Raw genomic sequence first — 23,277 nt, forward strand, 5'->3', positions numbered from 1 at the left:
CGGCTGCACAGGCCAAAGTATCTCCGGCATCCGCGGACTGGCAAAGACGGTCTCGGAAGCCTCGAGACCAACTGTTCCTCCTGCAGCAAGGCTACTACCCGGCAAAGTCTAAGTCTCGCGTATCGGGTGGCTTAACCGGATGTCGACGGTGCTCAACGAGATTACCACGGATTGGGCCCTACACTTTTCGATGTCGCTACCGTACTGACAAGTGATGTCCAACGAGCGCTCTGACGTCGATCTCCGAGTGGGACGAATAGCGCGAAAGGACGTGATCAGCGTAACCAGTGATACGACCGTGGGTGATGTCGCGCAAACAATGGCTGACAAAAACGTGGGGGACGTAATCGTCATCGACGATGACGAGGTCGTCGGAATCGTCACCGATCGTGATCTCACAATCCACCTTCTGACGGACGAACACGGGACGAACATCCTCAGCGGGGAGTCAGGAGCGGACCTTACCGCTGGTGATGTAATGACCGAGGACCCCCTGACGATCGAGTCGCAGGCACGCGTCCCACGGTTACTCCACCACATGAATCAGGCGAGCGTCCGACGAATTCCCGTCGTGGATGAGGGGAACGTTGTTGGGATTATCACGTTCGACGACCTCGTCGTTCATCTGGCGGGCGAGAGTGCACACGTAGCCGCGCAACTCGAAAGCCTCGCCGATGTCATTCACGCCGAATCACCAACGTCCAACTGAACAGTTACCCCCTCTCGACGACGATAGCTTAGCCCCTATTACTTTGTTAGCTGATGCCGTAGAATGTCCTCTAGGCCGGACAGCCATCTCCTGACCACAGATAACGAAACAGTACCGGCTGATCAGATACCACAGTTTGAGGTGCGAAATTGACCGATAAACCACGTAATACGATGAGGAAGAACACAGTGACATGGACCGTTATCCGCTTCGCAATCGTCATCACGGTGGCAACGACGCTCACTTCGGGTATGATTGGAGCCGTTGCAGGCGCAGAACATCAGAGTGGGGATACAGAGAACATCGAGGTTTGCCACGTTCCTGCAGGGAACCCCAGCAATGCGCAATTGATTACAGTTTCCGAGCAGGGATGGGAGAACAGCCACTCGAACCACGGGGATGATATCCGCATGGACGAGCATCCCTCACATCATCCAGACCACCACCATAGCGCGGAAACGATGTGTAAGCACCACGGGGAGCACGTCGCATAGGTACCTCGCTCTGCGGGAAACTGAGTGCCAGATTCCGAGTGCAGCGATTTATACCGGTCGCCACCGTAGGTGTATGAACCATGGTCCGGTGTTACATCTGTAATTCACAGTGTGTCAGCGACGACGAGGTGTTCGTCTGCGAGCACTGCGGGATCTCCTGCCACCGGCACTGTATGGAGGAATACGACACCGATGTCTGCCCGAAGTGTGTCGGCGAGCCGATGATCGGAGCGATCGAGTTCTAGTAGCTCCGTCTCACGCCTACACCGCGGACAGCCCGGAGTCGAAGTATATGGATATTCGACTAGCGAAATGCGTTTTTGACTCGTGCTCGTAGCGAAGGTATGTCTACGATCGTCGAACTCCCCGACGCCGACGAAGCCTGTGCGTACTGTGGGTCGCGTATCTTCGACCACGACCCGATCTGTGTGCGCGACTGTATCGACGACTGCGGGTCGCCGACGTACTTCTGCAACTATGCGTGTCTCTCGCCCTACGTTGACGAAAACGACTTGACGACTGGCAACGCGTGCGAGTGGTCGCCCGACGACCCCGACTGCTGCTGAGTGGACTCACCCCAATCAAGACACAGAGCGACGTATTAGCCGCCACCCAACCTAGGAACCACCAACGGAGCAGTACTCGCCGTCCAACTTTATGGGTGCAGTCGACAAAGTCCGTAGTGGTTAACTATGTCGACAGAGCGCACGTCCGATGGCTTGCTTCGCATCGTCCTGATCGTCCTCGCGGTTATCGTCCTGTTCCCGCTGCTGATGATGGTGTTCGCGATGCCGATGATGGGGATGATGGGCTGGTGGTGGGGCGGTGGAATGGCAGGCGGCCTCTCGCCACTGTGGGGCATCGGGATGATGCTCGTCTGGCTCGTCGTTCTCGTCGGCATCGGCTACCTCCTCTATCGCGGCCTCGTTGGTGGTGTCGGATCGTCGCTGACCAGCGATAGAGCACTCGAGGAACTTCGAGTGGCGTACGCTCGCGGCGATCTCTCCGACGAGGAGTTCGAGGAACGGCGTGCGAAACTCGACCGCGAGGAGTCGCAATAGTCTGCAATCATGTCCCCGACAGTACAGCGGCGCGAGTTGCTCACGGCCCTCGGCGCCGGCATCACGGGTCTCTCCGGATGCGTCGGGAATCTTCCTGGCAGTGGCGACGACATCGACAGGACAATCTACGTCGGAGGCTACCACTGGGGCTTCGTTATGCTCGACGCCGGCGGTGAGGAGCAAGAGCGTGTCAACTTGCAACGGGGTGATGTCCTCCGTGTCGTCGCATTCAATACCGGCGCGAATCAAGCTGTGCAAGCCCTTCCAGCCTCGGTCCGAGACGCGCTTCCTGACCACGAAGCGCTCGAAGAGCGAAACGAGGAGCGCATCCCGCCCCCATCTAGCGGTGACTTCCACGAACTGCTAGAGGAGGCGAACGAGCAGTACCCTGATCACAGTCTCGCAATCATACCCTCCGGACAGGTTCACATGGACGGCGGAATGATGATGCACCCAGTTGCACTTCCGCAAAATGCCACTAGACCCCTCGTTCGACAACTAAGTGCGACGCGACGGGGCGATTACACGCTGAGTTGCCTGACCTACTGTGGCTACGGCCACGCCTACATGGAGATCGACGGCGGCATCGTCGTCACGTGAGCGTTCGTTACCTGCCACGAACCGACGTCAGCTGCTCCCAGCACTCTCGTCGGACGACTCCGTGTACTGCCTCGCTTGCTCGATCCAGGACGTCACTCGTGATTCACTGAGACCGAGTCGGTCAGCGAACGGGGCTGGGTCTGCGGCTGCGAGTTCCGTCACCGTCGTGATCCCCGCGTCGTGGAGACGCTCCGCGTACGTCGGACCGATCCCGTCGAGCGTCTGCAGCGAGCGATCCGGATCAGTCTCCACTTCATCTCCACCCTGGTCCACTATGGCCGACTCCTCATCCTGTGCTACCGACCGCTCACGGAACCACGTCGCGACACGAGGCCACAGCTCCGCATGGGCCTTCCCCGAGACGGCCATCCCAACGTGGCCGGTCGGGAACTCGTAGATATCAGTGTCCCCACTCGGAATAACCTCGGTGAAGGGCTTGCTCGCCTCCGGCGGGATGAGATGATCGAACGAGCCGATAATCTGTAACACCGGCATCGTGAGATTCTCGATGTCGACGGAATCGACGTCCAACACGAGTTCGTTCCGGTAGAGTGCGTTCTCCTGATAGATGTCCTCGATGAACTGGCGGTAGGCCTCGCCCGCGACATCGACCCCGTCACGCACCCAGCGTTCCATCCTACCAAAGTTCTCGACGGCCGTCTTGTCGTCGAGGTTGTCGAGGTTGTCGAGGAGAATCGTGTACTTGCCGAGGTACGTATCGACGGGATTCATCTGGGCGAACCCTGCAGCGAGAAATTCCGCTGGGACATTCCCGTAGGTGTCGGTGATCGCTCCCGGGTCGAAGTACTCCTCGCTCCCCCACTGTTCGAGGACGCCACCCGTGTCGTCGAAACACAGCCCCGTGGCCATGAGGCCGAGATTACGTACTTTCTCCGGATGAAGCGCCGCGTACATCGTGCTCAGCGTCCCGCCCATGCAGTAACCGAGGACATTGATTTCGTCAGTTTCAGTTCGATTGCGGACGATATCGACGCAGTTGTCGATGTATCGATTCACGTAGTCTCCCAGCGTCAGCGACGCGTCGAGTCGGGACGGTTCCCCCCAGTCGATGAGATAGACGTCGAAGCCGTCCTCAAGAAACCGTCGTACGACGCTCTTGTCCGGCTGGAGGTCGAGGATATATGGTCGGTTGATCAACGCGTAGACGACGAGCAGGGGCGCGTCGTGTCGGTCGTCGGTCAGGGCCTCGTAGTGCAGGAGGTCGAGTTTATTCTCCGAATGGATGACCTCACTTGGCGTCTGGCCGACCTCGACTGAGGCGAGGTCGTCGATTCGCTCCGGAAGGAGACGCATCGTCTCGACGGCATCTGCGCCTCGTTCGAGCGTTCGACGCTGCAATTCGAGAGGCGCTGTAAATGGGTGCATTGTCATCACTGGTGTCGAACGTGCTGGTGATCACTCCGGGATAGGATCGATCAGAACCGTCGCCGTTCCATCCAACACGATTTCGTTGGCGTCGTTCTCGATTCGAGTTGTGAGGCGATACCGGGCACCGTCGAGTTCGTCGACGATTTTACATCGAGCCGTCAGTGTCTCGCCGATGTCCACGGGCTGTTGGAACTCCAGGTTCTGCGAGATGTAGATGGTCAGCCCGGGAAAGCACGCCAGTGCCGCGCTAATCAGTCCCGAGACGAGTGTCCCGTGGACGATTCGGTGGCCGAACCGTGTCTTCTCCGCGAACGCGTCGTTGAGGTGGAGGGCGTTCGTGTCGCTGGTCGCTTCGGCGAACTTCCGGACGTCGTCGTCCGTAATCTCCTTCGAGAAATTGACGCTGTCGCCCTCCTGCAGCGACGTGGGATCTGCGATATCGATGTCGAATTCACCTTTCGCACGGCCGTATGGCAGACGAGGGATGATAGCACCGCTTGTCTCGATGAGATGGGGGTGCGGCGTCTCGACGTACTTCTCGGGAGCGCTATCAAACAACGCTTGGCAGTCGTTCGAGCAGAAGTGGAACGACTCACCTTCGTACTCGGTAGTCGCTTCGGCAGATTCGAGTGGGATTTCCATCCCACACACGGGGTCAACTGGCATGGGTACGCTGAATTGAGGGCTGGTTCACGGATGGGTTCGGGATCAGGATCGTTCAGTCGGTCTGCTAGTGATTAACGTAGTCACTCACTATCAACGTACGTGTCGCTCGCATCATCAACCGAGAACAACTGTAGAGGGCGATCACTTCCCAAGATGGTCAACCTCGTCGAGAGCTTCAGTCGCCACGTCTCCAAGTTCGCCTGCCTCGATGTGGGAATAGCGCTCTCGAACCATCTCCTCCGAGTTGTCGAGATATCGAGCTGCGACCGTGTAGCCGAATGCTCTGACGAGGACCTCTCCCATGCCCCGTCGACCGCCGTGAGGAGCGAGGTAGTCGTGTTTCGGGTGGACGATGTCGACCTCCCCCTCCTTGGAGAGTCGTTGGAGAATCGACCGTGCACCATCGGTCGTGATCGACGGCGGCCGAATGTCCCCATCGAGCGCCAGCAGGAGATCGCGAGCGTATTCTTCACGGCGTTCAGTAATTGTTTCTGGGCGTTCCCCTCGTTCGGCGAGCTCATCCTGGACGAGCCCTGCAAGCGTCCGTTGGTCGAACGTTGGAAACACCGGCCAGCGCTCCGTCGCCGGGTCCATCAGCTGGCGGTAACTTCGCAGCGGCGAGATCACCGGATCGGGAAGGCTGGCGGCGTCCCATTGCTGTTTCTTCCGGTAGACGTCCATACTCCCGTCCTCAATTGAGAGGTCCTCCCAGCGGACGCCACGTCGACGCGGATCGTTCGGGTCCCGGAGAAGTTCCCCGACACGGACGGCGGTGTACGCGAGGACGAACACAAGGGCCCGGTCACGAGCCGCCTTCAGCGCCGCGTAGCGCGCTCGTTGTTTGTCGAGGGGGTCAGTATCCTGTGGGAGTGTCGTGTACGCCTCGACGGCGTCGCGGGCCCGTTCGTCGACGTAGCGGGTGAGGGTGTGGCGCTGTTCGGACGTCCAAGCCTGCTGGTCACCGGGCTTGCGGCCGTCGTCTTCTGGAAGCGGCGCCATCGCACTCGCCCGCTGCGCGTAATGCGCTTCGAGATATCCCTCGTTGACGCACCAGCCACACCACGCAGAGATATAGCGGTAATAGGTTTGTACAGTGTTCTGTTTGAGTCCTCGATCGCCGGCAAGATGTCGGGCGTACTCCCGGAACACGCGTTCGTCGAGGTCCTCGAAGGTGGGGTCGCAGTCGACGTCATCGGGGACGATCCCGGTCCAGTCGTCGCCCCCGCGGTCGCCGGCGGCCCACTCAGCAAACCGTTCGAGTTCACGGGCGGCGTTGCGTCGATAATTCCCACCGTCGCCTCCACGGCCTTTCCCCTTGTCCTGGAGGTAGCGCTCGAACGACTCGGAGAGTGAGGTCAATGGCGTCCGTTCCGTCGGTGTATTCCGGTCCATAGTGCTCTCCTGAACTGTTGAACGTAGTCAGTCACACAGACAGACGCCGCCTTCCCGGATCTGGCTCACTGCGAACTGATGGACAGCGCCGGCGAGGTCAGTCATTGCTTCCGCCTGCTCTTCGGTTGGACGCCCCCCGCCGTAATAACTCTCTGTCCGGTTCTCGCTGTAGAGGTCCTTCATCGCCTCTGCAGTCTCCCGCTCAAACAGCCCGATCTGGTGGGCACGCTCGTAGCTGAACTGGTGGTCTTGAAAGTCCTGAAGCGTATCGTTCGTCATCGCGAGCGCGTACGCCTCGATCGACCGTTCGATCGCGCCGAAACAGACCTCGATGACGGCCGTGTAGTACCCAACCTGTGACTGGAGAGTGCCAACGACCTCAAGGAGGCGGCACGCTTTCGTCAGCTGTGTCTTCCAGTCTTCGTCGGCACTAATCCCGTCCTCGAACGCTGTACGACCGCGTCCGACCATCTCGAAGGCATCCTGTGCACGGTCGAGTGCTGTGAGCACAGCGGTCGGGTCCGAGCCGTTACTCATCAGTGGCTCCTTCCTCCAAGAGGAGGTTCTCGACGGTTTCGAAGTCATTCGTCTTGTAGACCGGAATCCCTGAAACGACGATCTCTCGGATGTCTTCGGTGTACGCCGGGATCGCCTGGACGGCCTCGACATCGATATCGTAGGCGTATCGGTCACCATCGAACTCCGTATCTTCGAGGTCACGGGCAATGGCGTTCGCTTCTCGTTGGCTTTCGGCCCGCCCAGACCGGGTTAGCACCCAGAGATCGATATCGCTCCGTCGGTCAGCCTCGCCCCGAGCTACACTCCCATAGAGGATGATGCCGACGACGTCGTTGATGTTCTCACAGAGCTCCGTAACCGCAGCTTTGACGGGTTGATGATACTCTGGTTGGGGGATCCGGAGGATCGGATCGTCTGGAATCGACAGGCGCTGTCTGTTGATCTGGACGAGTCGCTGGTTGCTTTCGGCCGATTCGATGACCAAGTCGTTCGCGCTGAGAACGTTTACTGCCCGTCGGACGGACTGGTGTGAGTGACCGATCTGTGTCGCGAGTTCTCGCAGTGAGAAGTCACTGAATCGGTGGTTTGTTAAAAAGAGAAGGACGTCGCTCGTCGCCTTATGTTTGAATAAAGTCGGATCTGAAGGGGGTATTGAAAGAGAAATAGCTGCCCCAGACGAATTCGTACTATCCGTCTCGCGGTCCATATGACGTATCACGGACCACTACTATATAAACATTATACGTGAGTCGGGATCAGCCTAAATATTCATCTGCCAGCAATGGACGTGCGGAGAACGAGGTCCGTCACCTCCGGGCCCCACCACGTTCGGTCGCTGGGGCTAGAAAGTCCCACTCTCGGATGGCAAAACCCACAATTTCGATTCGCCGTTGGAGCTGTTCCCACTCGCGCGCGATCTCTCGGCGACGATCCTCTTCGGTGACGTCGAGTACCTGGTCAGCGATCGTCCCGCGAAGTTGGTTCGGTGACTCGACATCAAACTCGTCCTTCCATCCTCGGATCTGAGCGTTCATCTCGGTGAGCCGTTCGGTGAGGTCTTCGACGGTGTGGTCGCTGTCCCGAAGGCGTATGGCCTCCGTGAGTGCTTGACGACGATAATCGGGGAAGTATGTCGTGTGGCCCTCGGTGTCGTCACGGTGGAGGATGTCGTCGTCGACGAGATGTTCGAGGACGCGCTTGGTCGGCCCGTGTGACCAGTCTGCTTCGGAGGCGATCCAGTTTGCTGTCCGCGGCTCTGAAACCTGTCGGGCGACCATCCGCACCCGGTCTTCACCCGTGGGTTGGCGTTCCATCGGACCCTCGGAAATCGATTCACCTCCAGTCATACAACCCCGTTCGTGCTGTGTCATAAAATAGGTCACAGGCATTTAGTCTATCACGAGGACTGCCCTCGCTATCTCCGCGGACTTGGCTGAGGCGACCCAGAGAAATCTCGAAACCCGTTCTTGGCGGGTCTACCCCGGGGGAAGCGTCTTTCTGAGCCGATTGCAGCATCCGTGCTTCACCGACGGCGTCGGGGTACTTCAAAGTGGTCGTGATTACCGGCGTAATCAGGACCACCGGTGACAGAAGTCTCATAACCATTTTTCCTATGATAGAAGGGTTCTATCCCCCGAAATTCGGGTTTGTCCAACGGTATGAATCATATGCCGCTATACCAAAGCCGCGACCGCCGTTCGGACACAGTTTCGGAGGATAGCCCAGTTTCAGATCGAATTAACATCACTTCGTGGTTCTTCTCACCGACCAGTCCTGATTTGGATCCTTACCGATCGCATCTACTGGGCGGACGTGCGAAATTGCGTAGATTCTGCCGCTCCTGATTAGGGTTGTCACTCCCAAACGGCGGACTCAGGGGGATCAGCCGGTTAGTCGTGTGGAATCAACGACGAGGCAACGAGCTCAACACACTCACCCGCAGTAATCACAGGTGCGTAGTCCATCTCACCTCCCACACTCGCTTTCAGCAGGAAGTCGGTGAGCCGCCAGATATTGTACAAGAGGACCGCGAAAACGAAGTAGAACAAACGAATGCGGTAGTCTTTCGAGGAGGTCTTCGCGAGAAAATCACCTTTGATCGATTTGTACTCACTCTCGATCTGCCACCGGCGGCTGTAGCGCTGACAGAATGTCTCGGCTTCCTCAGGACCGACTCGTAGATTCGTCGCGAAGACGGCCGTTCCCTCCCCACTCGTCGACGGCACGTACAGGAGCCGCATTGGATGCGATCCAGATTCTACATGGATAGAAGCCGACTCAACAGCCACCTCTTGGTCGTCTCCCTCCATTTGTTCGAGCACATCCCGTTCGGAGCTTGAGACTCGCTTCGGAATGAGGTAGTTCACATCGAGGTTTGAGAGTGTCTGGAACACTTGTATCGAGTCAAACTCTCGATCACACAGCACCGTCTCGATCGGAACTTGTTCTTTCGCTCGTCGAACGAGCCGTCGCACAGTACGATGGATCTGATTCGACGGGTTCTCATCCCACTCGGAACTCTCACGGACCGGCTCAACCGCCAGAACGAGCGGGATGTTCTGCCCGATGATCGAGAGGGTTGCGAATTTGAATGCTCGACCGTCTCTGTCCTTGGTCCCGCTGACCATCGGCATTCCTTCGACCTCTCCGTAGTAGGGAATAGTCGTGATATCGATTGCCGCGGTGACCGGCCTTCGAAAGGATGCTTCTGAGGCGATCACGGAGAGCAAGCGATCCGTTGTCTCGTTGAATCCGTTCACGAGTTCTTCGGGATCGAACTGCTTGACGGCGCGGAGGTGGGTATCACCATGGGGGCTGTACTCTTCGCCATGGCGATATTGGAAGCGAGTCGCTCCCTGCGCAGTTCCACAGTGGACCATCCCCATGAACGTCTGTAGCTCAAAGAATTGTGTGTCCTCGTACGAGGCGTTCGACGCCCGACCAGAGTCGAAGTGACCGAAGGCGTGATCACGCGCGAGGCGCGTTGTCTGGATGATCTCCTCCTGTGAGAAGGATTTGTCTTCTACTGGATCTGCGGCTTCTTGCTCATCGTCGACGATCTCTGCCTTAGGCCGCACCTCCGGCGCTGAGATGTCGCGATCGTGGACTTCCTTGATGACGTAGTGGGCGGCTGTGGTGACGAACTCCCGGGTCGCCTCGTCGAACCGGTTACGCCAGGTCCGCGAGAGCACCGATTCGTCGGGGATTTTCTCCAAGTCGAAGACAACTGCGAGTTCGGGATACTGGGCGAGCGAACGGTAGCTTTCGCCAGTGAGTTCGCGGTAGAGTAACAAGCGTACCATCCCCTCGAACGAGTGCGGTGCTGGATGCCACTCTGGGTAGCCGTCATTGAGCGAATCGAACGGCCCCTCCAGAGTTCGAAGAGCCGTGCAGAGGGACTGATCGGCTTTGAGTGCCTCTGTGAGTGTCAACCCGACAAGGTAGGCGTCGGTCAATCGGTGCTCCTGAGAAGTCATGTGAGCTATCCCATCAGCCAGTCACACAAGCGGCGCGATCCCATCCTCTTTGCGCAGGAACCGCTGCTGTTGAATCGGTCAGCACAAACAAGTACTCTGTAAGTCTCCTGGTCCTGGAGTTCCTGGACTTTCTCGTCCTTGTCTTCGGGGAGGACCTCCGCGAACACCGTGTCGATGCCCAGTTCGTCGGCGACAGCATTGGCGACGTCCTGGGAGTCGCCGGTCAGCATCGCCACCTCGATGCCCAGATCGTGGAGTGCGTCGACGACGCGGAAACTCTCCTCGCGGATCACGTCGGCCATCGCGAAAGCAGCGATCAGCTCGCCGTCACGAACGAGATACACCACAGTCTGGGCGTTCTGGCCAGCCTCTTCAGCGAAGCGCTGGAGATGGTCGGGGATCTCGCTATCGAGCTGGGTCAACAGGTTCGGCCCGCCGACGTACACCTCGTTTCCGTCGACGGGCCGCTTCTCGAATGAACGCCCCGAATCTTCAGGGGTTCGGGGCATACAGGGCGTAGAGGATCGATAGCATCCCGGCGGCGGTGACGAGTGCTGCGACGAATCCTGCTTCGAAGATCGACACTTGGAGGAGTTCGAAGAGAACACCTTCGAGAAGGCCGCCCAGCCCGACCAGCGCGAAGCCGGCGGCGACGTACAGAAGCAACTGCGTGCGATGGCGCTGGTATCCGCGATAGGCCTGATAGGCGATGACGAGGGCCAATACGGTCGTGAACAGCTTGCCGATGACGAATAACGTGTGTTCCATGAGTCAGTCTCCCCGCATTTCCTCGAAGATTGACGTAATCCGGTCGGCGGGGTCCGGCCGGACGTCGATCTGCACGTCGAAGCCCTCCGCCTGCAGGAGGACTTCGACACGCTCGAGTCGCGCTTCGTACTCGCTGTAGTGCCGTCCGCCGGGGTCGACATGCGTGTACTCCTCGAGGAGGCCCTGTTCAACGAGGCGGGTGACACGCCGCGAGACGGTCGGGCGTGACATGTCGCATTCCTCGCTGAGTTCCTTCGCGGAGAGTCGGTCGGTCTTCGTCGCCACGAGGATGTCGCGGGCGTACTCGTCGTCGAGTGTCGCGAAGACCTCCGACGGGTCGGCCTCCTCAGTCACACTCCTCTAATCTCCACAGGAGGGTAATATAGCCCCCCGGTTTTCTGACTCAGCACGCCAGCTCGCTATTATATCGTCTCTACCCGCCTACTGATAGTTGAAGGTGCAATAATTATGTCCCCACTCGACTCCGGCATGAACCAGCTCGAGAGCAAAGTCGGCGGCCTGACCGTCGGCGGGAAAGTCCACAGCCTCAGCGCGTGGTTCGTGCTCGCGCTCCGTCTCATGATGGGCTACGCGTTCGCGTACTCCGGGTTCACCAAGATCACCGGCGAGTTCGCGGCCGGCGGCTACCTGTCGAACGTTGCCGCGACGAACGGCAACCCGCTTGCGGGCCTGTTCGCGTGGATGGGGTCGACGCCGTGGTTCGTCGAGTTCGCCAACGTCGCCGTCCCGTGGGGCGAGTTGTTAATCGGTCTTGGGCTGCTCGTTGGTGCGTTCGTCCGCCTCGCGGCGTTCTTCGGCGCGCTCATGATGCTCATGTTCTACTTCGGGAACTGGGACATGGGTCACGGGTTCATCAACGGGGACTTCGCATACATGCTCGTGTTCCTCGCGGTCGCCGCGTTCGCCGCGGGCCGCATCCTGGGCCTCGACCAGTACATCGAGAACTACGACGTCGGCGGCGAGACGCTCGTCGAGCGCTACCCCGCCCTCGAATACATCCTCGGCTAACCACGCCGAGACCTTTGGGAGTACAATAATGCAAAATCCAATTCAAGCACGCGGAATTCGTTCTCTGGGACTCATCGTCGTCGGAGCGCTGGCTCTGGCCGTCGTCGCCGGAATGGCGCTAACACACGCGACTGTCCCAGATGCAATGATGTGGGGCTGGCACGACGGCATGTGGAACGACGGCCACATGGCCGGATGGGGTAGCTGGGGCTGGGGGATGATGCTGTTCGGTCTCCTGTGGATGGCACTCCTCGTCGCCGTCCCCCTCGGTTTCATCTACTGGCTGGGGACGCGGTCGCAATCGAACGGCCCCGCCGAGGATAGCGCACTCGCCGTCCTCCAAGAGCGGTACGCCCGTGGCGAGATCGGCGACGAGGAGTTCGACCGCCGTCGCGCCCGTCTCAGACCAGATGATGGACGGTAGCGGCCGGTCGTTCCCTACTCGATGACTTCGGTTTTCACGACGGTTGCCGGACGAGTCGTCAATCGGAGAACACGGTTGGTGACACTTCCGAGTAACGCCCGATATTCGTCCGGCCGGCGTTTGGTACCGAGCACGAGGAGATCGGCGTCACAGTCGTCTGCGTGATTCACGATGGTCTCAGCGGGGCGGCCATGTTGCATCGTCGTCTCGACATCGACATCGGTCTCTGCGGCTCGACGTCGGAGTTCCGAAAGCGTCTCCTCGCCGTGTTCTTCGAGCCCGTGTTCGGGACCTTCGGCCTCGTCGACGTACTCGTCCCCGCTGTAGGCAGTCACGACATCCTCGTCAACGACGTAGAGCACGTGAAGGACCGCGTTGTGAGCGGCTGCGAGCTCGATCGCGTGCGTTTCAGCATCTTCAGACGCGACAGTTCCATCGGTCGACAGGAGAATTCGGTCGTACATTCAGTCGGAATTCGAAGGCGGTATCATAAATTGACTTCCAATTCTCTCCGCTCAAGAGTCACGGTAGCGGGTTCAGTATGGCCGCGTCAGCGGATGTGTCCAAGCACGACGGACGGACTCACTCGATACTGTGAACCATCAACGAGCTGTCCGTCAGTGGTCGTGCCCCTCCATCACCATCGGATGCCCGGTGGCGTTTTCGTCCGAGTTCTCCCCGAAGGTCTCCTTGCAGGTCTGCGAGCAGAAGTAGTACGTCTCGCCGTCGTGCGTCGCCGATGGCTTGCTGTCGTCAGTCCGCATGCCACAGACGGGGTCGCGGTACGGACCGGGCGCGCCGAGGCCTGTCTCGTGGCTGCACTAGTCGCGGCAGCGGGGATGCTTTCCATCCTGTATGCGCTCTATGCGCCGAATCCCTGAATATCCCACTCGGCAAAGTGTTTTAGTATGTCTTCATCTGACTTCCCTCTGGGATACGTCAAGTTCGACGATGTTCGAGAGTTGCTCCCAGAATCGACACCCATTCAGGTGTCAGAATCAGTCACACTGGAGACACTGCATCTTCCTGGTCCAGACCCAGCAATCGTATTTGTCCACGGTGGTCTCGGGTCACTTTGGAACCCGTACCCACAGCTTGACGCTTTTAAAGGGAGTCACAAACTAGTCACGTACGCGCTCGCCGGTAACGGACAATCGACCACACGCCAAGAGCAGACCCTTTCGGGACATGTTTCCGATCTCGCGAATCTCCTCGATGAACTCGACATCGAGTGCCCTATCGTCCACGGCCACAGTTATGGTACCTCCCTCGCAATCGAGTACGCGAAGCGCAACCCGACGGCTGGGCTCGTTTTACATGCTGGGGGTGACCACGACCTAACACCCATGTGGGAGAAACCGCTCTTACGACTGTTTCTCGCACTCCAACTCTACAAAATCTCCGCGAACGACGCGCTCATACGGCAGTTAGCATACAGCGTCGGCTTCCATGAAGGGACGTCACGGGCCGTTGTCGAAGACTTCCTGCAATCAAACCCACTTCCCCACCGTCGCTCAGCGTGGACGACTGTCACCGAGGCCTTCTGGGGGTACGACGGTCGCCCCGATATCGAGCGAGTCGACGCCCCAACGCTCGTCATCCACGGACCAGCCGACGGCATCGTTCCCATCGAGGTGGCACGCGGAACCGCGAGGCGGATTCCCGAGAGCGTATTCTGCAGGCTACAGCGTACCGGTCACGTCGCGATGATAGAGCGCCCGAATGCGTATAACAGTCTGCTTGAAGCGCTTGTCAAGACGGTTCGAGAGGACCGGGATCTGGAAACGACGATTCGAGAATCGGTCGACGAAAACGATGGCGAAGTATCCGACGTTCGCTAAGGAATTACTGCCATTCTGCAGCTTTAAGTGCCCGTTCGAGATCGAACTGAAGGTCGGTAACATCCTCGAGACCGACGCTCAGCGATTCCGGGCCGGCGACCGTCAGGTCGAACTCACCGACGGCGCGGCCGTAGTGCAAGCGCGGTATCATTACGCCACTCGCATCACAGAGGTGGGGTCGTGGCTCGTCGACGAATCGCTTTGGGTGTTCCCCGAAGAAATCGCGGCAGTCGATCGAACAGAAGTAGTACGTCGTCCCCTCGAACTCGGCAGTGAGTTCGTCAGACTCGATCGGTTCCATCCCACAAACAGGATCAACTGACATACCGGCAGTACGCCTCGCCCTTTCATAAACGTCGGTCGGTCAATTGCTACTACGCGTCGGCTCACTATTCGGTGTATACCGCAGGTTGCTTCTCGAAGCGCTGTCGACATTCTTCGCTACAGAGATAGTACGTCACCTCGTCGTGCCGGACTGAAGCTACCGCTTCGTCAGCCCTGAGTTGCATACCACAGACGGGATCCCTGGGCATTCTGTACGTATGTCCGTCTCCAAGCCGATTGGGTATTTCGAAGTGAGACTCAGTACCTCACAAAGCATCGCCAGTTAGCCTGACCTGAGCCACCTATTCTGTTGTGATGAGTCATCGATACCTGTCGAGCAGCGCTGATCGGGGACGGAGCTGTCGCTGTCGGCGGCGGTCTGCCGCCGACGCGACAGCGTTGCCACTTGCGAAGACGCTTGCTCGGTCAGTGACTACCGGTGGAACCGGTCGTCCGGTGGCCGGTTGGCGGGGACGGCCCGACGCACTGCGAGGGCCGTCCACGCGGCACGTCGAACCATATTGACGAACTCCTTGTACGGCCACCACCAGAGGCGACGCCCGCCTCGGCGGGGCGTCGCCACGTATTCGTAGTGGAGATACCGCCACGCGTTCTGCAAGAGGAGACTCACCACGACGTACAGTAGTCTCACTGTTGCGTCTCGCGTTGTTGTCGTCGCTATCGCTTGCTCAGACAAGCGATAGCTCGACTCGATACCGAAGCGTTTGCTGTAGTGGTATCGAGCGTCGCGTGGTGTCTCGATGAACGGCGCGTCAGCGGCGTAGCCGTGACGCGCCACACCGTTCTCGTCATACCGTCCATTCAGGTACGTACAGTCGATGTAGACAGGAAACTCGACGGTCACAGTAATGATCAAGGAAACTTTTGAAAATCGAGGAACTTCTGGCACCAGTCTCTTGCAAAACTGATTCGTTGTGTCACTTGAGTAAACACGTCCTTGACGAGTTCGTGGAACTCGTCTTCGTCCTCAACGATAATCGGTGCCATCGTCCACTTGAGGTATTTCCAGACCTGCTCGATCGGATTGAGATGGGGTGATCCTGAGGGAAGGAACACGAGATCGATACCAAGCTGATGTGCGCGCTTGCGCGTGTATTCACAGATGTGTGATCCGTGCTTATCCAAGACGAGCAGAATCCGCTTGCCGGGATTCTGCTCGCGCACTGCTTCTAACACTTCGCAAATCCGCTCTTTCTCCTCGGTTTCTTTCCAGCGAACCGTACTCTCTCCGTTCAATGCGTAGAATCCAACCGCCGAGTCTTCTGTCTTGACTAACGGCCGTTCCACGTGTGGGTCGTCTACGTACCAGACACGACGTGAATTATCGTACGGTTGCGGTTGGGAAGCATCGAAAAACCCGAGGACAGTTCCACCATCTGTACAAATATCGTCGTCAACAATCCATCCTTCTTCGTCGTCTCCTTCGCGTTTGTTGTGTGGACTGTCATCCTCGTCGAGCGCGTCGGCGACGCGTTCGTCGAGAATCTCTTCAGGATTCTCCGGGCGATATGGACGCTTCGGACGGGGTTTTGCATAGGACAAGCCCAGCTCACGGAGGAATTTCCCGAGATAATCCGGATGAAATTCAACGTCGAATTCTTCCTTGAGAAGATGCTGAATCTCTTGTGACTTCCACGGCTGGCCTTCTCGAAGCATCTCGACCAACTGTTCTTGTTCGTCTTCGTCGAGTTTCGGGGGCCGACCGCCCCCGAAACTCGGCATCAATGCTTCGAGTCCACCTTCGTTCCAGGCATCAGCCCAGCGCCCGCCGGTCGCTGCCGACCGTCCCTCGCGGTCGGCAGCTTCCGCGACCGAATCGCCGCAATAGAGGTTCTTCAGAAAGCCCAACCGCTCTTGTCGACGATCGTCTTTGGCTTCACGAAGTAATTCGTCGATCTTCTCCTCTGGAAGATGATACGTGATCTCCTTTCGACGACCTTCGCTCATTACGTTCTGATCCAACGCGACCAACAAAGGTTTTCGCGCTCATTATTGGACCGTCGAGTTTCCCTGTCAAGTCGTGTTGGATGACGCGACTCCAGCCTTCTGAGAGTTCCTGCTGAATCGTCTCACCCCATCTGATGATTGGCATCACGTAGGCGTAGTTGTGCGCCTGCAACAGCGTGAGACACTTGCTGTCGTAGAATCCACGATCGAGGTAGACGGCCTTGACTTCGGTGTCAAGGCCGTCGAGCAGTCCAAGAAACTCGGCGAGGACGCTGCTGGCGGTGTCGCCGTCTTCGAGACGGCGCACCGCCAGCGTGTGTCGTTTGTTCTTCACACGCGCGTAGAGTGTGGCGTAGGCGTGGAACGCGGTGGTTCCGCGCTTGGCCTCGGAGTGGTAGAGGCCGTCTGTCTCGTCTTCGTCACCGTAGTAGGGTCGCAGGTGGAGGTCTGCGCAGACCTCCACCTGCTCGGGGAGGAGTTCGACGATATCTCGCTGGAGAAGCGTGTTAGCGACTCGTTCGAGCCGGTCCGGCTCGAACTTCGTCCGCAGATGGTAGAGGATCGTGTTCGCCGATGGTGATTCTTCACTGGAGTTGCACAGTGTAGAGACCGAGGTCCCGTCGGCGCACGCGCCGACGAGGACCTCGTAGATGTCCTCAACTTCGATTTCAGCATTAGCGCCGAGGTCAAGAACGATTTCATCGTTGAGCGTGTTGACGAGAAAGTTAAGGAGCTGGTCTTCGTGGATTTCACTGTCTGCTTGCTTGGTCTTGAACACACCATCAGCAAGCAGACGTTCTAACTAACCGGCTTTGTGAGGGACTGAGACTGACGGACACGTATTAAGGGCCGTCAGAAGAACTCTATGACAACGCCCATGGTTCGATTTCTTCTCCGTCTAATTCGCATTCTCGGGACGTTCACCCCGTTCATCCTACACTTTCTCCGTGACCGGCATCGGTTTCTGATCGTCGGTGGGTCACGCACTGTGCCACGGGACCAGCACGAGCAGCGTGCCCGCCGTCTACGGGAGGCGATGCTCAACCTTGGGCCGACGTTCGTAAAGATCGGCCAAGTTCTCTCGACGCGCCCAGATCTCGTTCCGCAAGTGTACGCGGAGGAGTTCGCAGTGCTCCAAGATGCGATCCCGGCGGGTCCGTATCGCGAGATGATTCCGGCTCTCGCCGAAGACGTCGGGTATCACTCGTACGACGACTTCGATCCCGAACCCATCGCCGGCGGATCGCTAGCACAGGTCTATCGGGCGACCTATCAGGGAGAACAGGTGGTCGTAAAAGTAAGACGCCCCGGAATCAAGGACCTCATCGAGACCGATCTGCGCATTATTCGTCGCCTCGTTCCCCTTGCACTGTTTCTCGCACCTGATCGGTTCAGTTTCTCACTCCAGAACATGGCGGACGACTTTGAGCGCATCATTCTGGAGGAACTGGACTTCGAGCGAGAGGCCCAGATGATGGAGGAGATTCGGGAAAATTTCGCTGCCGACGAGAATGAGACCGTTACGATCCCACGCGTGTTTCGTGACGTCTGCTCCGAACGTGTCCTCACCATGGAGTACGCCGAGGGAACGAAGGTTACTGACCTCGAGGAACTCGAAGCGAAGGGCTACGATCCGGAGAACGTCGCTCGACGAGTGGCGAATGCCTACTTCACGATGGGACTCGATCACGGTGTGTACCACGGCGATCCCCATCCTGGAAATCTCGCTGTCGACGATGATGGCCGCATCGTCTTCTATGACTTCGGGATGAGCGGTCGGTTCACGCCAGCGATGCAAGCGAGCGTGATCAACCTCTATCTGGCCGCTGTCAATCGGGATGTCGGATCCATCATCGACGAACTTGTCGCCCTTGGTGCACTCGATCCCGACGCCGACAGGGCCGCCGTCGGCCACGTTCTCGAGTTAGTTATCGATGACCTCGAAGGAGGTGGTGATGTGAACTGGCAGCAGATAATCGACGTGGTCGTCGGAATGCTCCGAGAGTTTCCGTTTCGTATCCCGCCAGACGTGATGTTAGTCATTCGGGTGGGATCGATCGGTGAAGGTGTTCTCAGACAGCTCGATCCTGAGTTCAATATCCTCGCAGCTGCGCAGGCGTTCCTCCGTGATCACGGCTTCCTCCAGCGAGCAGCCCGGATAAAACTCGCCGAAGCTCAGTCCGACATCGAAACCTCCCTCTGGGCCCTTCTCCGGCTACCCACGAAATTGGATCGTGAACTGGACGCACGAGAACAGGAACGCACAGTGATACCTCAGGAGATCGCACAGAGCCAACGACGGCAGACTCGTTCGATCGGGTACGCCATCCTCGCAGGAGGAACATTTGTAGCGAGTGGTCTCGCATTATCCGTAAGTCAGATCTCTGCTACTGTTGGGATCGTCGTCGCACTCGGCTTCACCATTTTATTCATTCATTCATCAAGGCAACAGCGCCGATAACTGGTATCTCGAATATGGGGTACCTTCACGACGCCTCAAACTATTTTATGGCGTCTATGCGAAGTACCTGATATGCTCAAAGATAAAGTTGCGATCATCACTGGTGGTGCAACTGGGATCGGCAAAGCAATTGCTTCGAAGTACATTGATTACGGAGCCGAAGTCGTTATCGCAGGTCGCACGGAAGAAACCGGCCGAGAGACTGCCGAAGATCTCGACTGTGAATTCCATCAATGTGATGTCACGGAGTATGACCAGGTAGAGACCCTCGTCAACAGTACGGTTGACGAATACGGACAGCTTGACGCAATCGTAAACAACGCTGGAATTGGCCAAGTAGGGTCCATCGAAGAAATGTCGATCGAAGAGTGGGATACGGTCATTCAAATTAATCTCACGGGGGTTATGTACGGCTCGCGGGCGGCGATCCCGTATCTCAAAGACAGTGAGGGGTGTATCATTAACGTCGCGTCGATTTATGGCCTCGTTGGTGGTCCTGGGTCACCTGCCTATTCGGCAGCAAAAGGTGGTGTCGTGAATTTCACACGAGAGCTCGCCATTGACTACGCCACAGAAGGGGTACGTGTCAATAGTATCTGCCCTGGATTCGTTGAAACGCCGATGACAGACGACTACCTCAACCAGGAACAGTTCTACGAGTTCGTCCGAGACGAGACACCCATGCAGCGAGTGGCTGAACCCGAGGAGATCGGCGGCATTGCGATGTTTCTCGCCTCTGATGAGGCGACGTACATCACAGGCACAAACATTCCTGTCGACGGAGGCTGGACTGCCCACTAGTAACTACGGTCGCACATTCACCACACTTGGTTCCAACATTACGTGGGAGACCAGTCGGATAGTAGCAGCGCAAAACGTGCTACTATCTACCGAAGGCAAGCACCGTAACTCCCTGAGATGCTTCTATGAAGTGAGGAACTGCCGCCATATTATTTAGTCTCTCTAACCAATCCCCCAGTATGGAACAGAATCGATCCGATCTCACACTACGTGTTGGGAGTATCGCCGACGAGTCAGTTGGTCGCGTTACTCCGGATACGTCGGTAGCAGAGGTCGCCCAAACGATGGTCGAGCAAACCAAATGTGCCCGCTACGTCGTTGTGGAAGAAAACGACCAGCTCGTGGGCATCATTACAGATCGAGATTTAATTGGCGCGCTCCTCACGCCAGAGAGTGAGTTCAACGTTCTCGCAACGGATCAGAGCGAATCCAACATAACCGCCGGAGATGTGATGACCTCCGACCCCCTCACCGTAACGCCTGAGGCGGAGGTACCGAGGGTACTGCGACAAATGAACGAGGCGGCTGCCCGCCATGTTCCCGTTGTCGAAGATGGCTCAGTTGTGGGGATCGTCACCCTTGACGATCTCATCACTCACCTCGCGGGAGAAGCTGCCCATGTCTCCGCACAGATGGACAATCTCTCCGGGATCATCCGGTCAGAGTCCCAGAGAAAGTAACCTCCGCATCTGAGACTCTCGATACGTGTCTTTTTCGTGACTGACATCAAAAGAGAGACATGGCCGAACCACGGATTCTAATCCTCGGTGGACCAGGCGCAGGAAAGGGGACGCAGAGTAGAAAGGCCTCTGAGGAGTTTAATGTAAAGCATATCACTACCGGGGAGCTCCTTCGGGCAAATAAGGACAGGGATATTTCAGAATTTGAATCAGAGTATGATGTCCCGCGCACATATATGGATCAAGGTGAGCTTGTTCCGGACGAGGTTGTCACTCTGCTCGTTAAAGAGGCTCTATCGCAAGTCAATGGCTTTGTTCTGGATGGGTATCCCCGCAACGTAGAACAGGCTGAGGAACTCAATAATATGACCGATGTTGACGTTATTCTATATCTTGACGTAGACGAGGAGGAACTTGTTCAACGACTCACGGGTCGCCGTATAGACCCAAAAACAGGGGACACTTATCATATAAAATACAGTCCACCTGAAGATCCTGAAGTTGAAAAACGACTTGAGCATCGGGATGACGATACCGAGGAGACAGTCCGTGAACGTCTACGTGTATTTCGTGAGACTACTGAACCAGTTATTGAATACTACGAAGAACGAGGTCAACTGGAACGTGTCGACGGAAAACAGTCTCCTGATGAAGTCTGGGTTGACGTAAGGAAAGTGATTGAAAACGCGCAATAGATCGCGAAAAAGTTGGGGTGAGCGTTACTATACCGGGCATCACCTAGTAGATCTGTACAGTTTACACACTCGTACCCGGCGAGTCTGTAGTTGAGAGGGCGCGATCTTGCTGAGGTGATCTCGGCGATGTTCGATAAAAGCCGACCATCATACCGTACGAATTAGAACTTGGAACGGTTATTGGCCGAAGAACGATCCAGTAGGCAATTATGGGGGGCTCTCCGAACCGATGAAGAGCCTGTCAGCAGACGCTGCCCCGTCAAGAGAGCGGATCTCGTCCTTCATACTCACCGCTCTCACCATATTCCGGCCGCTGGAAACCACCCTCACGGTAGACATCGAACTCACCCCGCTCAATGTCGTCGCGAATGATGTCGGCGGTTCCCTCGTCGACGCTCACGAAGTGACACAGCGGGTGGCCCGGGTACGCCACTGCATTTTCGAGGACACCGACAACGATGCCGGTCGATGGAGCGCGAATCGTCTCGATGTCGTTCTTGAAGTGGTCGGAAATCGTGAACAGCGGATCGTCTTCCTCAACGAGAGGGTGCGGGCCCCACTCCATCTCGACGAGCCCTCCAGTTTCGGCACGGAGCCACGTTTTCTCGCCGTCGCGGGCGACCACGCGCGTCCACCCGGGCCAGGACACCGGTTGGTTGGGAAGGACCTCGTGTTCGGCGAGGACGCTCGCGACACAGTGGAGCGCTCGGTCGAGGTGCGCGGTCTGGAATCGATGGGCGCGCCCCATCTCAACCGTGACCGTGGGGATACCGTCCTGACAGGCCACGCGTCGGAGTGTCCCTCGTGAACCCTCGCCGTCGAGGATGACGCTCGTGCCGAACGCGCGGGCGAGTCGTTCCACAGCCGGGTCGCGCATATCTGCGCGGACGTGGTACATCGTCGTGCGGTTGCGCGTCGACGTGTGGAAGTCAAGCCCGATGTCACACTTCGAGATGAACTCCTCGTAAATCGTGTTTGCGAGCCGTTTTGCTAGCGTACTTCGAGCACTGCCAGGGAACGAGCGGTTGAGATCTTCGTCATAGATCGGGATGTACCGTTGCTGGGCCAGAAATCCTGGGACATTCAGTACGTGGAGGCAGACAAGCGTCCCGTGAAGATCACTCGGTTCGTACTCGGCTGCGACCTCTTGGATGATCTTGACCCCGTTGAGTTCGTCGCCGTGAACTGCGGCTGTCAAGCAGACTGTCGGTCCAGCTTGGTCACCATTGACGACAGTGACTGGCAGTTCAATCGCGTCGTCGTGAAACGTTGTCGCGACGGCATACCGGAACTGAGACTTCTCACCGGATGGAATCGTCCTACCCCCGACTTCGATCTGGTGTGGTGAATCACTGGTCATTGGTTCCCTCCCTTCGTTCGGTCGGTCTGTTCCTGCTGCGGTGGTTCGCGGTGCGTTCGGCCGAGGAACCGCGGCACCGATCTGAGATATTCCTCGTAGGCGTCGCCGTACTGCTCGCGGAGCCACGGCTCTTCGGCGAGTGGTGCGAGCAGGAACCACACGATTCCACCGATGGCGAGAATGACCGTTTGAATCGAACCTGCGAGGAGGCCTCCGCTGGCGAGCATGGCGATGAACCCCACGTACTGTGGATTGCGAGAGAAGCGATACGGTCCCTCAGTTTGAAGGTGGCCTTCGAGACCACTGCTCTCCCAGAATCCGAGTGTCCACATCGCCCAGATGGACAGCGCTGTGCCTGCTACGAAAACAAGCACACAGACGAGTTGCACCACCACCGGTGGTTCGTACCAGTGCCACCAGTCGAGGTGTGCAACGCCGACCAGACCAACACCGTATAGCATCCACGCACTCCAGCTCACCCAGAATGTCCAGTTCCGCGTTCCGTGCGGCCAGAACTGGAATGTTGGACTGACGATGGTAGCAAGGAGGCCACCCAGTAGGAGTCCCCCGGATAGGAGACTGACGCTGAACAATGTCTGTGTCGCCTGGAGTGCCATAGG

26 protein-coding genes and 4 pseudogenes are annotated in these 23,277 nt (G+C 57.7%); 12 read left to right on the forward strand and 18 right to left on the reverse strand.

Annotated features, from left to right (window positions below):
* Positions 1–214 precede the first annotated feature (214 nt).
* From NDO75_RS24765 to NDO75_RS24785, 5 genes are all read left to right on the forward strand, one after another.
* Positions 215–709 carry a CBS domain-containing protein gene (locus tag NDO75_RS24765; RefSeq protein WP_310909304.1) on the forward strand — a complete coding sequence of 165 codons (495 nt, stop codon included), beginning with the start codon at positions 215–217 and terminating at the stop codon, positions 707–709.
* 574 nt (positions 710–1,283) lie between these two features.
* Positions 1,284–1,448: a hypothetical protein gene (locus tag NDO75_RS24770; RefSeq protein WP_310909305.1), complete on the forward strand. Its 165-nt coding sequence runs from the start codon at positions 1,284–1,286 to the stop codon at positions 1,446–1,448.
* Between the two features lie 99 nt (positions 1,449–1,547).
* Positions 1,548–1,769 carry a hypothetical protein gene (locus NDO75_RS24775; RefSeq protein ID WP_310909306.1) on the forward strand — a complete coding sequence of 74 codons (222 nt, stop codon included), beginning with the start codon at positions 1,548–1,550 and terminating at the stop codon, positions 1,767–1,769.
* A 126-nt stretch (positions 1,770–1,895) separates the two neighbouring features.
* The gene (locus tag NDO75_RS24780) at positions 1,896–2,264 is read left to right on the forward strand and encodes an SHOCT domain-containing protein (protein WP_310909307.1); all 369 of its coding nucleotides are present in this window, start codon (positions 1,896–1,898) and stop codon (positions 2,262–2,264) included.
* 9 nt (positions 2,265–2,273) lie between these two features.
* A complete protein-coding gene (locus tag NDO75_RS24785) occupies positions 2,274–2,864 on the forward strand; it encodes a hypothetical protein (RefSeq protein WP_310909308.1) in 591 nt (196 codons plus the stop codon).
* Positions 2,865–2,891: 27 nt separating this feature from the next.
* Here the strand turns inward: NDO75_RS24785 and phaC are convergent, their stop codons facing one another.
* The 10 genes and pseudogenes from phaC to NDO75_RS24835 form a co-directional block, all read right to left on the reverse strand.
* On the reverse strand, positions 2,892–4,256 hold the full coding sequence (gene phaC, locus NDO75_RS24790; protein ID WP_345784925.1) for a class III poly(R)-hydroxyalkanoic acid synthase subunit PhaC: 1,365 nt from the start codon (positions 4,254–4,256) through the stop codon (positions 2,892–2,894).
* A gap of 24 nt (positions 4,257–4,280) precedes the next feature.
* Positions 4,281–4,919 carry a MaoC/PaaZ C-terminal domain-containing protein gene (locus tag NDO75_RS24795; RefSeq protein ID WP_092893744.1) on the reverse strand — a complete coding sequence of 213 codons (639 nt, stop codon included), beginning with the start codon at positions 4,917–4,919 and terminating at the stop codon, positions 4,281–4,283.
* A 141-nt stretch (positions 4,920–5,060) separates the two neighbouring features.
* On the reverse strand, positions 5,061–6,311 hold the full coding sequence (locus NDO75_RS24800; protein WP_310909309.1) for a phage integrase SAM-like domain-containing protein: 1,251 nt from the start codon (positions 6,309–6,311) through the stop codon (positions 5,061–5,063).
* A gap of 27 nt (positions 6,312–6,338) precedes the next feature.
* Positions 6,339–6,848 carry a DNA-binding protein gene (locus NDO75_RS24805; RefSeq protein WP_310909310.1) on the reverse strand — a complete coding sequence of 170 codons (510 nt, stop codon included), beginning with the start codon at positions 6,846–6,848 and terminating at the stop codon, positions 6,339–6,341.
* Positions 6,841–7,314 (reverse strand): nucleotidyltransferase domain-containing protein, encoded by a 474-nt coding sequence (locus tag NDO75_RS24810; RefSeq protein WP_310909311.1) that lies wholly within the window; start codon positions 7,312–7,314, stop codon positions 6,841–6,843. Before NDO75_RS24810 ends, NDO75_RS24805 begins: the two co-directional genes overlap by 8 nt.
* A 322-nt stretch (positions 7,315–7,636) precedes the next feature.
* Positions 7,637–8,218: a hypothetical protein gene (locus NDO75_RS24815; protein ID WP_310909312.1), complete on the reverse strand. Its 582-nt coding sequence runs from the start codon at positions 8,216–8,218 to the stop codon at positions 7,637–7,639.
* A 501-nt stretch (positions 8,219–8,719) separates the two neighbouring features.
* On the reverse strand, positions 8,720–10,306 hold the full coding sequence (locus NDO75_RS24820) for a transposase (RefSeq protein WP_095638025.1): 1,587 nt from the start codon (positions 10,304–10,306) through the stop codon (positions 8,720–8,722).
* Between the two features lie 107 nt (positions 10,307–10,413).
* A pseudogene (locus tag NDO75_RS24825) lies at positions 10,414–10,767 on the reverse strand (HAD-IC family P-type ATPase); the annotation flags it as partial.
* 31 nt (positions 10,768–10,798) lie between these two features.
* A complete protein-coding gene (locus NDO75_RS24830) occupies positions 10,799–11,074 on the reverse strand; it encodes a hypothetical protein (RefSeq protein ID WP_115819498.1) in 276 nt (91 codons plus the stop codon).
* A 3-nt stretch (positions 11,075–11,077) separates the two neighbouring features.
* Entirely contained in the window at positions 11,078–11,428 is a 351-nt protein-coding gene (locus tag NDO75_RS24835; RefSeq protein ID WP_006183485.1) for a winged helix-turn-helix domain-containing protein, read from the reverse strand.
* 114 nt (positions 11,429–11,542) lie between these two features.
* On the opposite strand from NDO75_RS24835, the gene NDO75_RS24840 reads away from it, so the two are divergent.
* Complete coding sequence (locus NDO75_RS24840) at positions 11,543–12,103, forward strand: DoxX family membrane protein (RefSeq protein WP_115819499.1); 561 nt, start codon at positions 11,543–11,545, stop codon at positions 12,101–12,103.
* A gap of 28 nt (positions 12,104–12,131) precedes the next feature.
* Positions 12,132–12,527, forward strand: coding sequence for an SHOCT domain-containing protein (locus tag NDO75_RS24845; protein WP_115819500.1), 396 nt, complete (start codon positions 12,132–12,134; stop codon positions 12,525–12,527).
* A gap of 14 nt (positions 12,528–12,541) precedes the next feature.
* Here NDO75_RS24845 and NDO75_RS24850 read toward each other — a convergent pair whose 3' ends face one another.
* Both NDO75_RS24850 and NDO75_RS24855 read right to left on the reverse strand, forming a co-directional pair.
* Entirely contained in the window at positions 12,542–12,991 is a 450-nt protein-coding gene (locus NDO75_RS24850; RefSeq protein WP_115819501.1) for a universal stress protein, read from the reverse strand.
* 153 nt (positions 12,992–13,144) lie between these two features.
* A pseudogene (locus tag NDO75_RS24855) lies at positions 13,145–13,333 on the reverse strand (YHS domain-containing protein); the annotation flags it as partial.
* A 102-nt stretch (positions 13,334–13,435) separates the two neighbouring features.
* Between NDO75_RS24855 and NDO75_RS24860 the strand changes: the two are divergent.
* Positions 13,436–14,368 (forward strand): alpha/beta hydrolase, encoded by a 933-nt coding sequence (locus tag NDO75_RS24860; RefSeq protein ID WP_115819502.1) that lies wholly within the window; start codon positions 13,436–13,438, stop codon positions 14,366–14,368.
* A 4-nt stretch (positions 14,369–14,372) separates the two neighbouring features.
* On the opposite strand, the gene NDO75_RS24865 is transcribed toward NDO75_RS24860, so the two are convergent.
* The 4 genes and pseudogenes from NDO75_RS24865 to NDO75_RS24880 form a co-directional block, all read right to left on the reverse strand.
* Entirely contained in the window at positions 14,373–14,693 is a 321-nt protein-coding gene (locus tag NDO75_RS24865) for a YHS domain-containing protein (RefSeq protein ID WP_115819503.1), read from the reverse strand.
* 432 nt (positions 14,694–15,125) lie between these two features.
* A pseudogene (locus NDO75_RS24870) lies at positions 15,126–15,554 on the reverse strand (ISH3 family transposase); the annotation flags it as partial.
* A gap of 11 nt (positions 15,555–15,565) precedes the next feature.
* The gene (locus NDO75_RS24875) at positions 15,566–16,660 is read right to left on the reverse strand and encodes an IS630 family transposase (protein WP_115819505.1); all 1,095 of its coding nucleotides are present in this window, start codon (positions 16,658–16,660) and stop codon (positions 15,566–15,568) included.
* Between the two features lie 49 nt (positions 16,661–16,709).
* Positions 16,710–17,438 (reverse strand): annotated as a pseudogene (locus NDO75_RS24880) (ISH3 family transposase); the annotation flags it as partial.
* Between the two features lie 210 nt (positions 17,439–17,648).
* Between NDO75_RS24880 and NDO75_RS24885 the strand changes: the two are divergent.
* The 4 genes from NDO75_RS24885 (at position 17,649) to NDO75_RS24900 (ending at position 21,297) form a co-directional block, all read left to right on the forward strand.
* Positions 17,649–19,121: an AarF/ABC1/UbiB kinase family protein gene (locus NDO75_RS24885; RefSeq protein ID WP_310909313.1), complete on the forward strand. Its 1,473-nt coding sequence runs from the start codon at positions 17,649–17,651 to the stop codon at positions 19,119–19,121.
* 72 nt (positions 19,122–19,193) lie between these two features.
* Entirely contained in the window at positions 19,194–19,922 is a 729-nt protein-coding gene (locus NDO75_RS24890; RefSeq protein WP_115819507.1) for an SDR family oxidoreductase, read from the forward strand.
* A 179-nt stretch (positions 19,923–20,101) separates the two neighbouring features.
* Positions 20,102–20,602: a CBS domain-containing protein gene (locus tag NDO75_RS24895; protein WP_115819508.1), complete on the forward strand. Its 501-nt coding sequence runs from the start codon at positions 20,102–20,104 to the stop codon at positions 20,600–20,602.
* A gap of 59 nt (positions 20,603–20,661) precedes the next feature.
* On the forward strand, positions 20,662–21,297 hold the full coding sequence (locus NDO75_RS24900) for an adenylate kinase (protein ID WP_115819509.1): 636 nt from the start codon (positions 20,662–20,664) through the stop codon (positions 21,295–21,297).
* 259 nt (positions 21,298–21,556) lie between these two features.
* Here the strand turns inward: NDO75_RS24900 and NDO75_RS24905 are convergent, their stop codons facing one another.
* Together NDO75_RS24905 and NDO75_RS24910 are read right to left on the reverse strand one after the other, a co-directional pair.
* Entirely contained in the window at positions 21,557–22,657 is a 1,101-nt protein-coding gene (locus NDO75_RS24905; protein ID WP_115819510.1) for a succinylglutamate desuccinylase/aspartoacylase family protein, read from the reverse strand.
* The gene (locus NDO75_RS24910; protein WP_310909314.1) at positions 22,654–23,274 is read right to left on the reverse strand and encodes an isoprenylcysteine carboxylmethyltransferase family protein; all 621 of its coding nucleotides are present in this window, start codon (positions 23,272–23,274) and stop codon (positions 22,654–22,656) included. The genes NDO75_RS24905 and NDO75_RS24910 overlap by 4 nt, the downstream gene beginning before the upstream one ends.
* Between the last annotated feature and the right edge of the window lie 3 nt (positions 23,275–23,277).

The sequence above is a fragment of the Natrinema sp. 1APR25-10V2 genome (assembly GCF_031626495.1).
Lineage (GTDB): Archaea > Halobacteriota > Halobacteria > Halobacteriales > Natrialbaceae > Natrinema.

Bases quoted from the DNA above. Each gene is read 5' to 3' on its own strand.
- NDO75_RS24805 (WP_310909310.1), bottom strand. From the start codon at position 6,848: ATGAGTAACGGCTCGGACCCGACCGCTGTGCTCACAGCACTCGACCGT.
- NDO75_RS24840 (WP_115819499.1), top strand. From the start codon at position 11,543: ATGTCCCCACTCGACTCCGGCATGAACCAGCTCGAGAGCAAAGTCGGC.
- NDO75_RS24780 (WP_310909307.1), top strand. From the start codon at position 1,896: ATGTCGACAGAGCGCACGTCCGATGGCTTGCTTCGCATCGTCCTGATC.
- NDO75_RS24765 (WP_310909304.1), top strand. From the start codon at position 215: ATGTCCAACGAGCGCTCTGACGTCGATCTCCGAGTGGGACGAATAGCG.
- NDO75_RS24795 (WP_092893744.1), bottom strand. From the start codon at position 4,919: ATGCCAGTTGACCCCGTGTGTGGGATGGAAATCCCACTCGAATCTGCC.
- phaC (WP_345784925.1), bottom strand. From the start codon at position 4,256: ATGACAATGCACCCATTTACAGCGCCTCTCGAATTGCAGCGTCGAACG.
- NDO75_RS24910 (WP_310909314.1), bottom strand. From the start codon at position 23,274: ATGGCACTCCAGGCGACACAGACATTGTTCAGCGTCAGTCTCCTATCC.
- NDO75_RS24830 (WP_115819498.1), bottom strand. From the start codon at position 11,074: ATGGAACACACGTTATTCGTCATCGGCAAGCTGTTCACGACCGTATTG.
- NDO75_RS24820 (WP_095638025.1), bottom strand. From the start codon at position 10,306: ATGACTTCTCAGGAGCACCGATTGACCGACGCCTACCTTGTCGGGTTG.
- NDO75_RS24895 (WP_115819508.1), top strand. From the start codon at position 20,102: ATGGAACAGAATCGATCCGATCTCACACTACGTGTTGGGAGTATCGCC.
- NDO75_RS24785 (WP_310909308.1), top strand. From the start codon at position 2,274: ATGTCCCCGACAGTACAGCGGCGCGAGTTGCTCACGGCCCTCGGCGCC.
- NDO75_RS24775 (WP_310909306.1), top strand. From the start codon at position 1,548: ATGTCTACGATCGTCGAACTCCCCGACGCCGACGAAGCCTGTGCGTAC.
- NDO75_RS24890 (WP_115819507.1), top strand. From the start codon at position 19,194: ATGCTCAAAGATAAAGTTGCGATCATCACTGGTGGTGCAACTGGGATC.
- NDO75_RS24770 (WP_310909305.1), top strand. From the start codon at position 1,284: ATGGTCCGGTGTTACATCTGTAATTCACAGTGTGTCAGCGACGACGAG.
- NDO75_RS24860 (WP_115819502.1), top strand. From the start codon at position 13,436: ATGTCTTCATCTGACTTCCCTCTGGGATACGTCAAGTTCGACGATGTT.
- NDO75_RS24875 (WP_115819505.1), bottom strand. From the start codon at position 16,660: ATGAGCGAAGGTCGTCGAAAGGAGATCACGTATCATCTTCCAGAGGAG.
- NDO75_RS24900 (WP_115819509.1), top strand. From the start codon at position 20,662: ATGGCCGAACCACGGATTCTAATCCTCGGTGGACCAGGCGCAGGAAAG.
- NDO75_RS24800 (WP_310909309.1), bottom strand. From the start codon at position 6,311: ATGGACCGGAATACACCGACGGAACGGACGCCATTGACCTCACTCTCC.
- NDO75_RS24865 (WP_115819503.1), bottom strand. From the start codon at position 14,693: ATGTCAGTTGATCCTGTTTGTGGGATGGAACCGATCGAGTCTGACGAA.
- NDO75_RS24815 (WP_310909312.1), bottom strand. From the start codon at position 8,218: ATGCCTGTGACCTATTTTATGACACAGCACGAACGGGGTTGTATGACT.
- NDO75_RS24845 (WP_115819500.1), top strand. From the start codon at position 12,132: ATGCAAAATCCAATTCAAGCACGCGGAATTCGTTCTCTGGGACTCATC.
- NDO75_RS24905 (WP_115819510.1), bottom strand. From the start codon at position 22,657: ATGACCAGTGATTCACCACACCAGATCGAAGTCGGGGGTAGGACGATT.
- NDO75_RS24850 (WP_115819501.1), bottom strand. From the start codon at position 12,991: ATGTACGACCGAATTCTCCTGTCGACCGATGGAACTGTCGCGTCTGAA.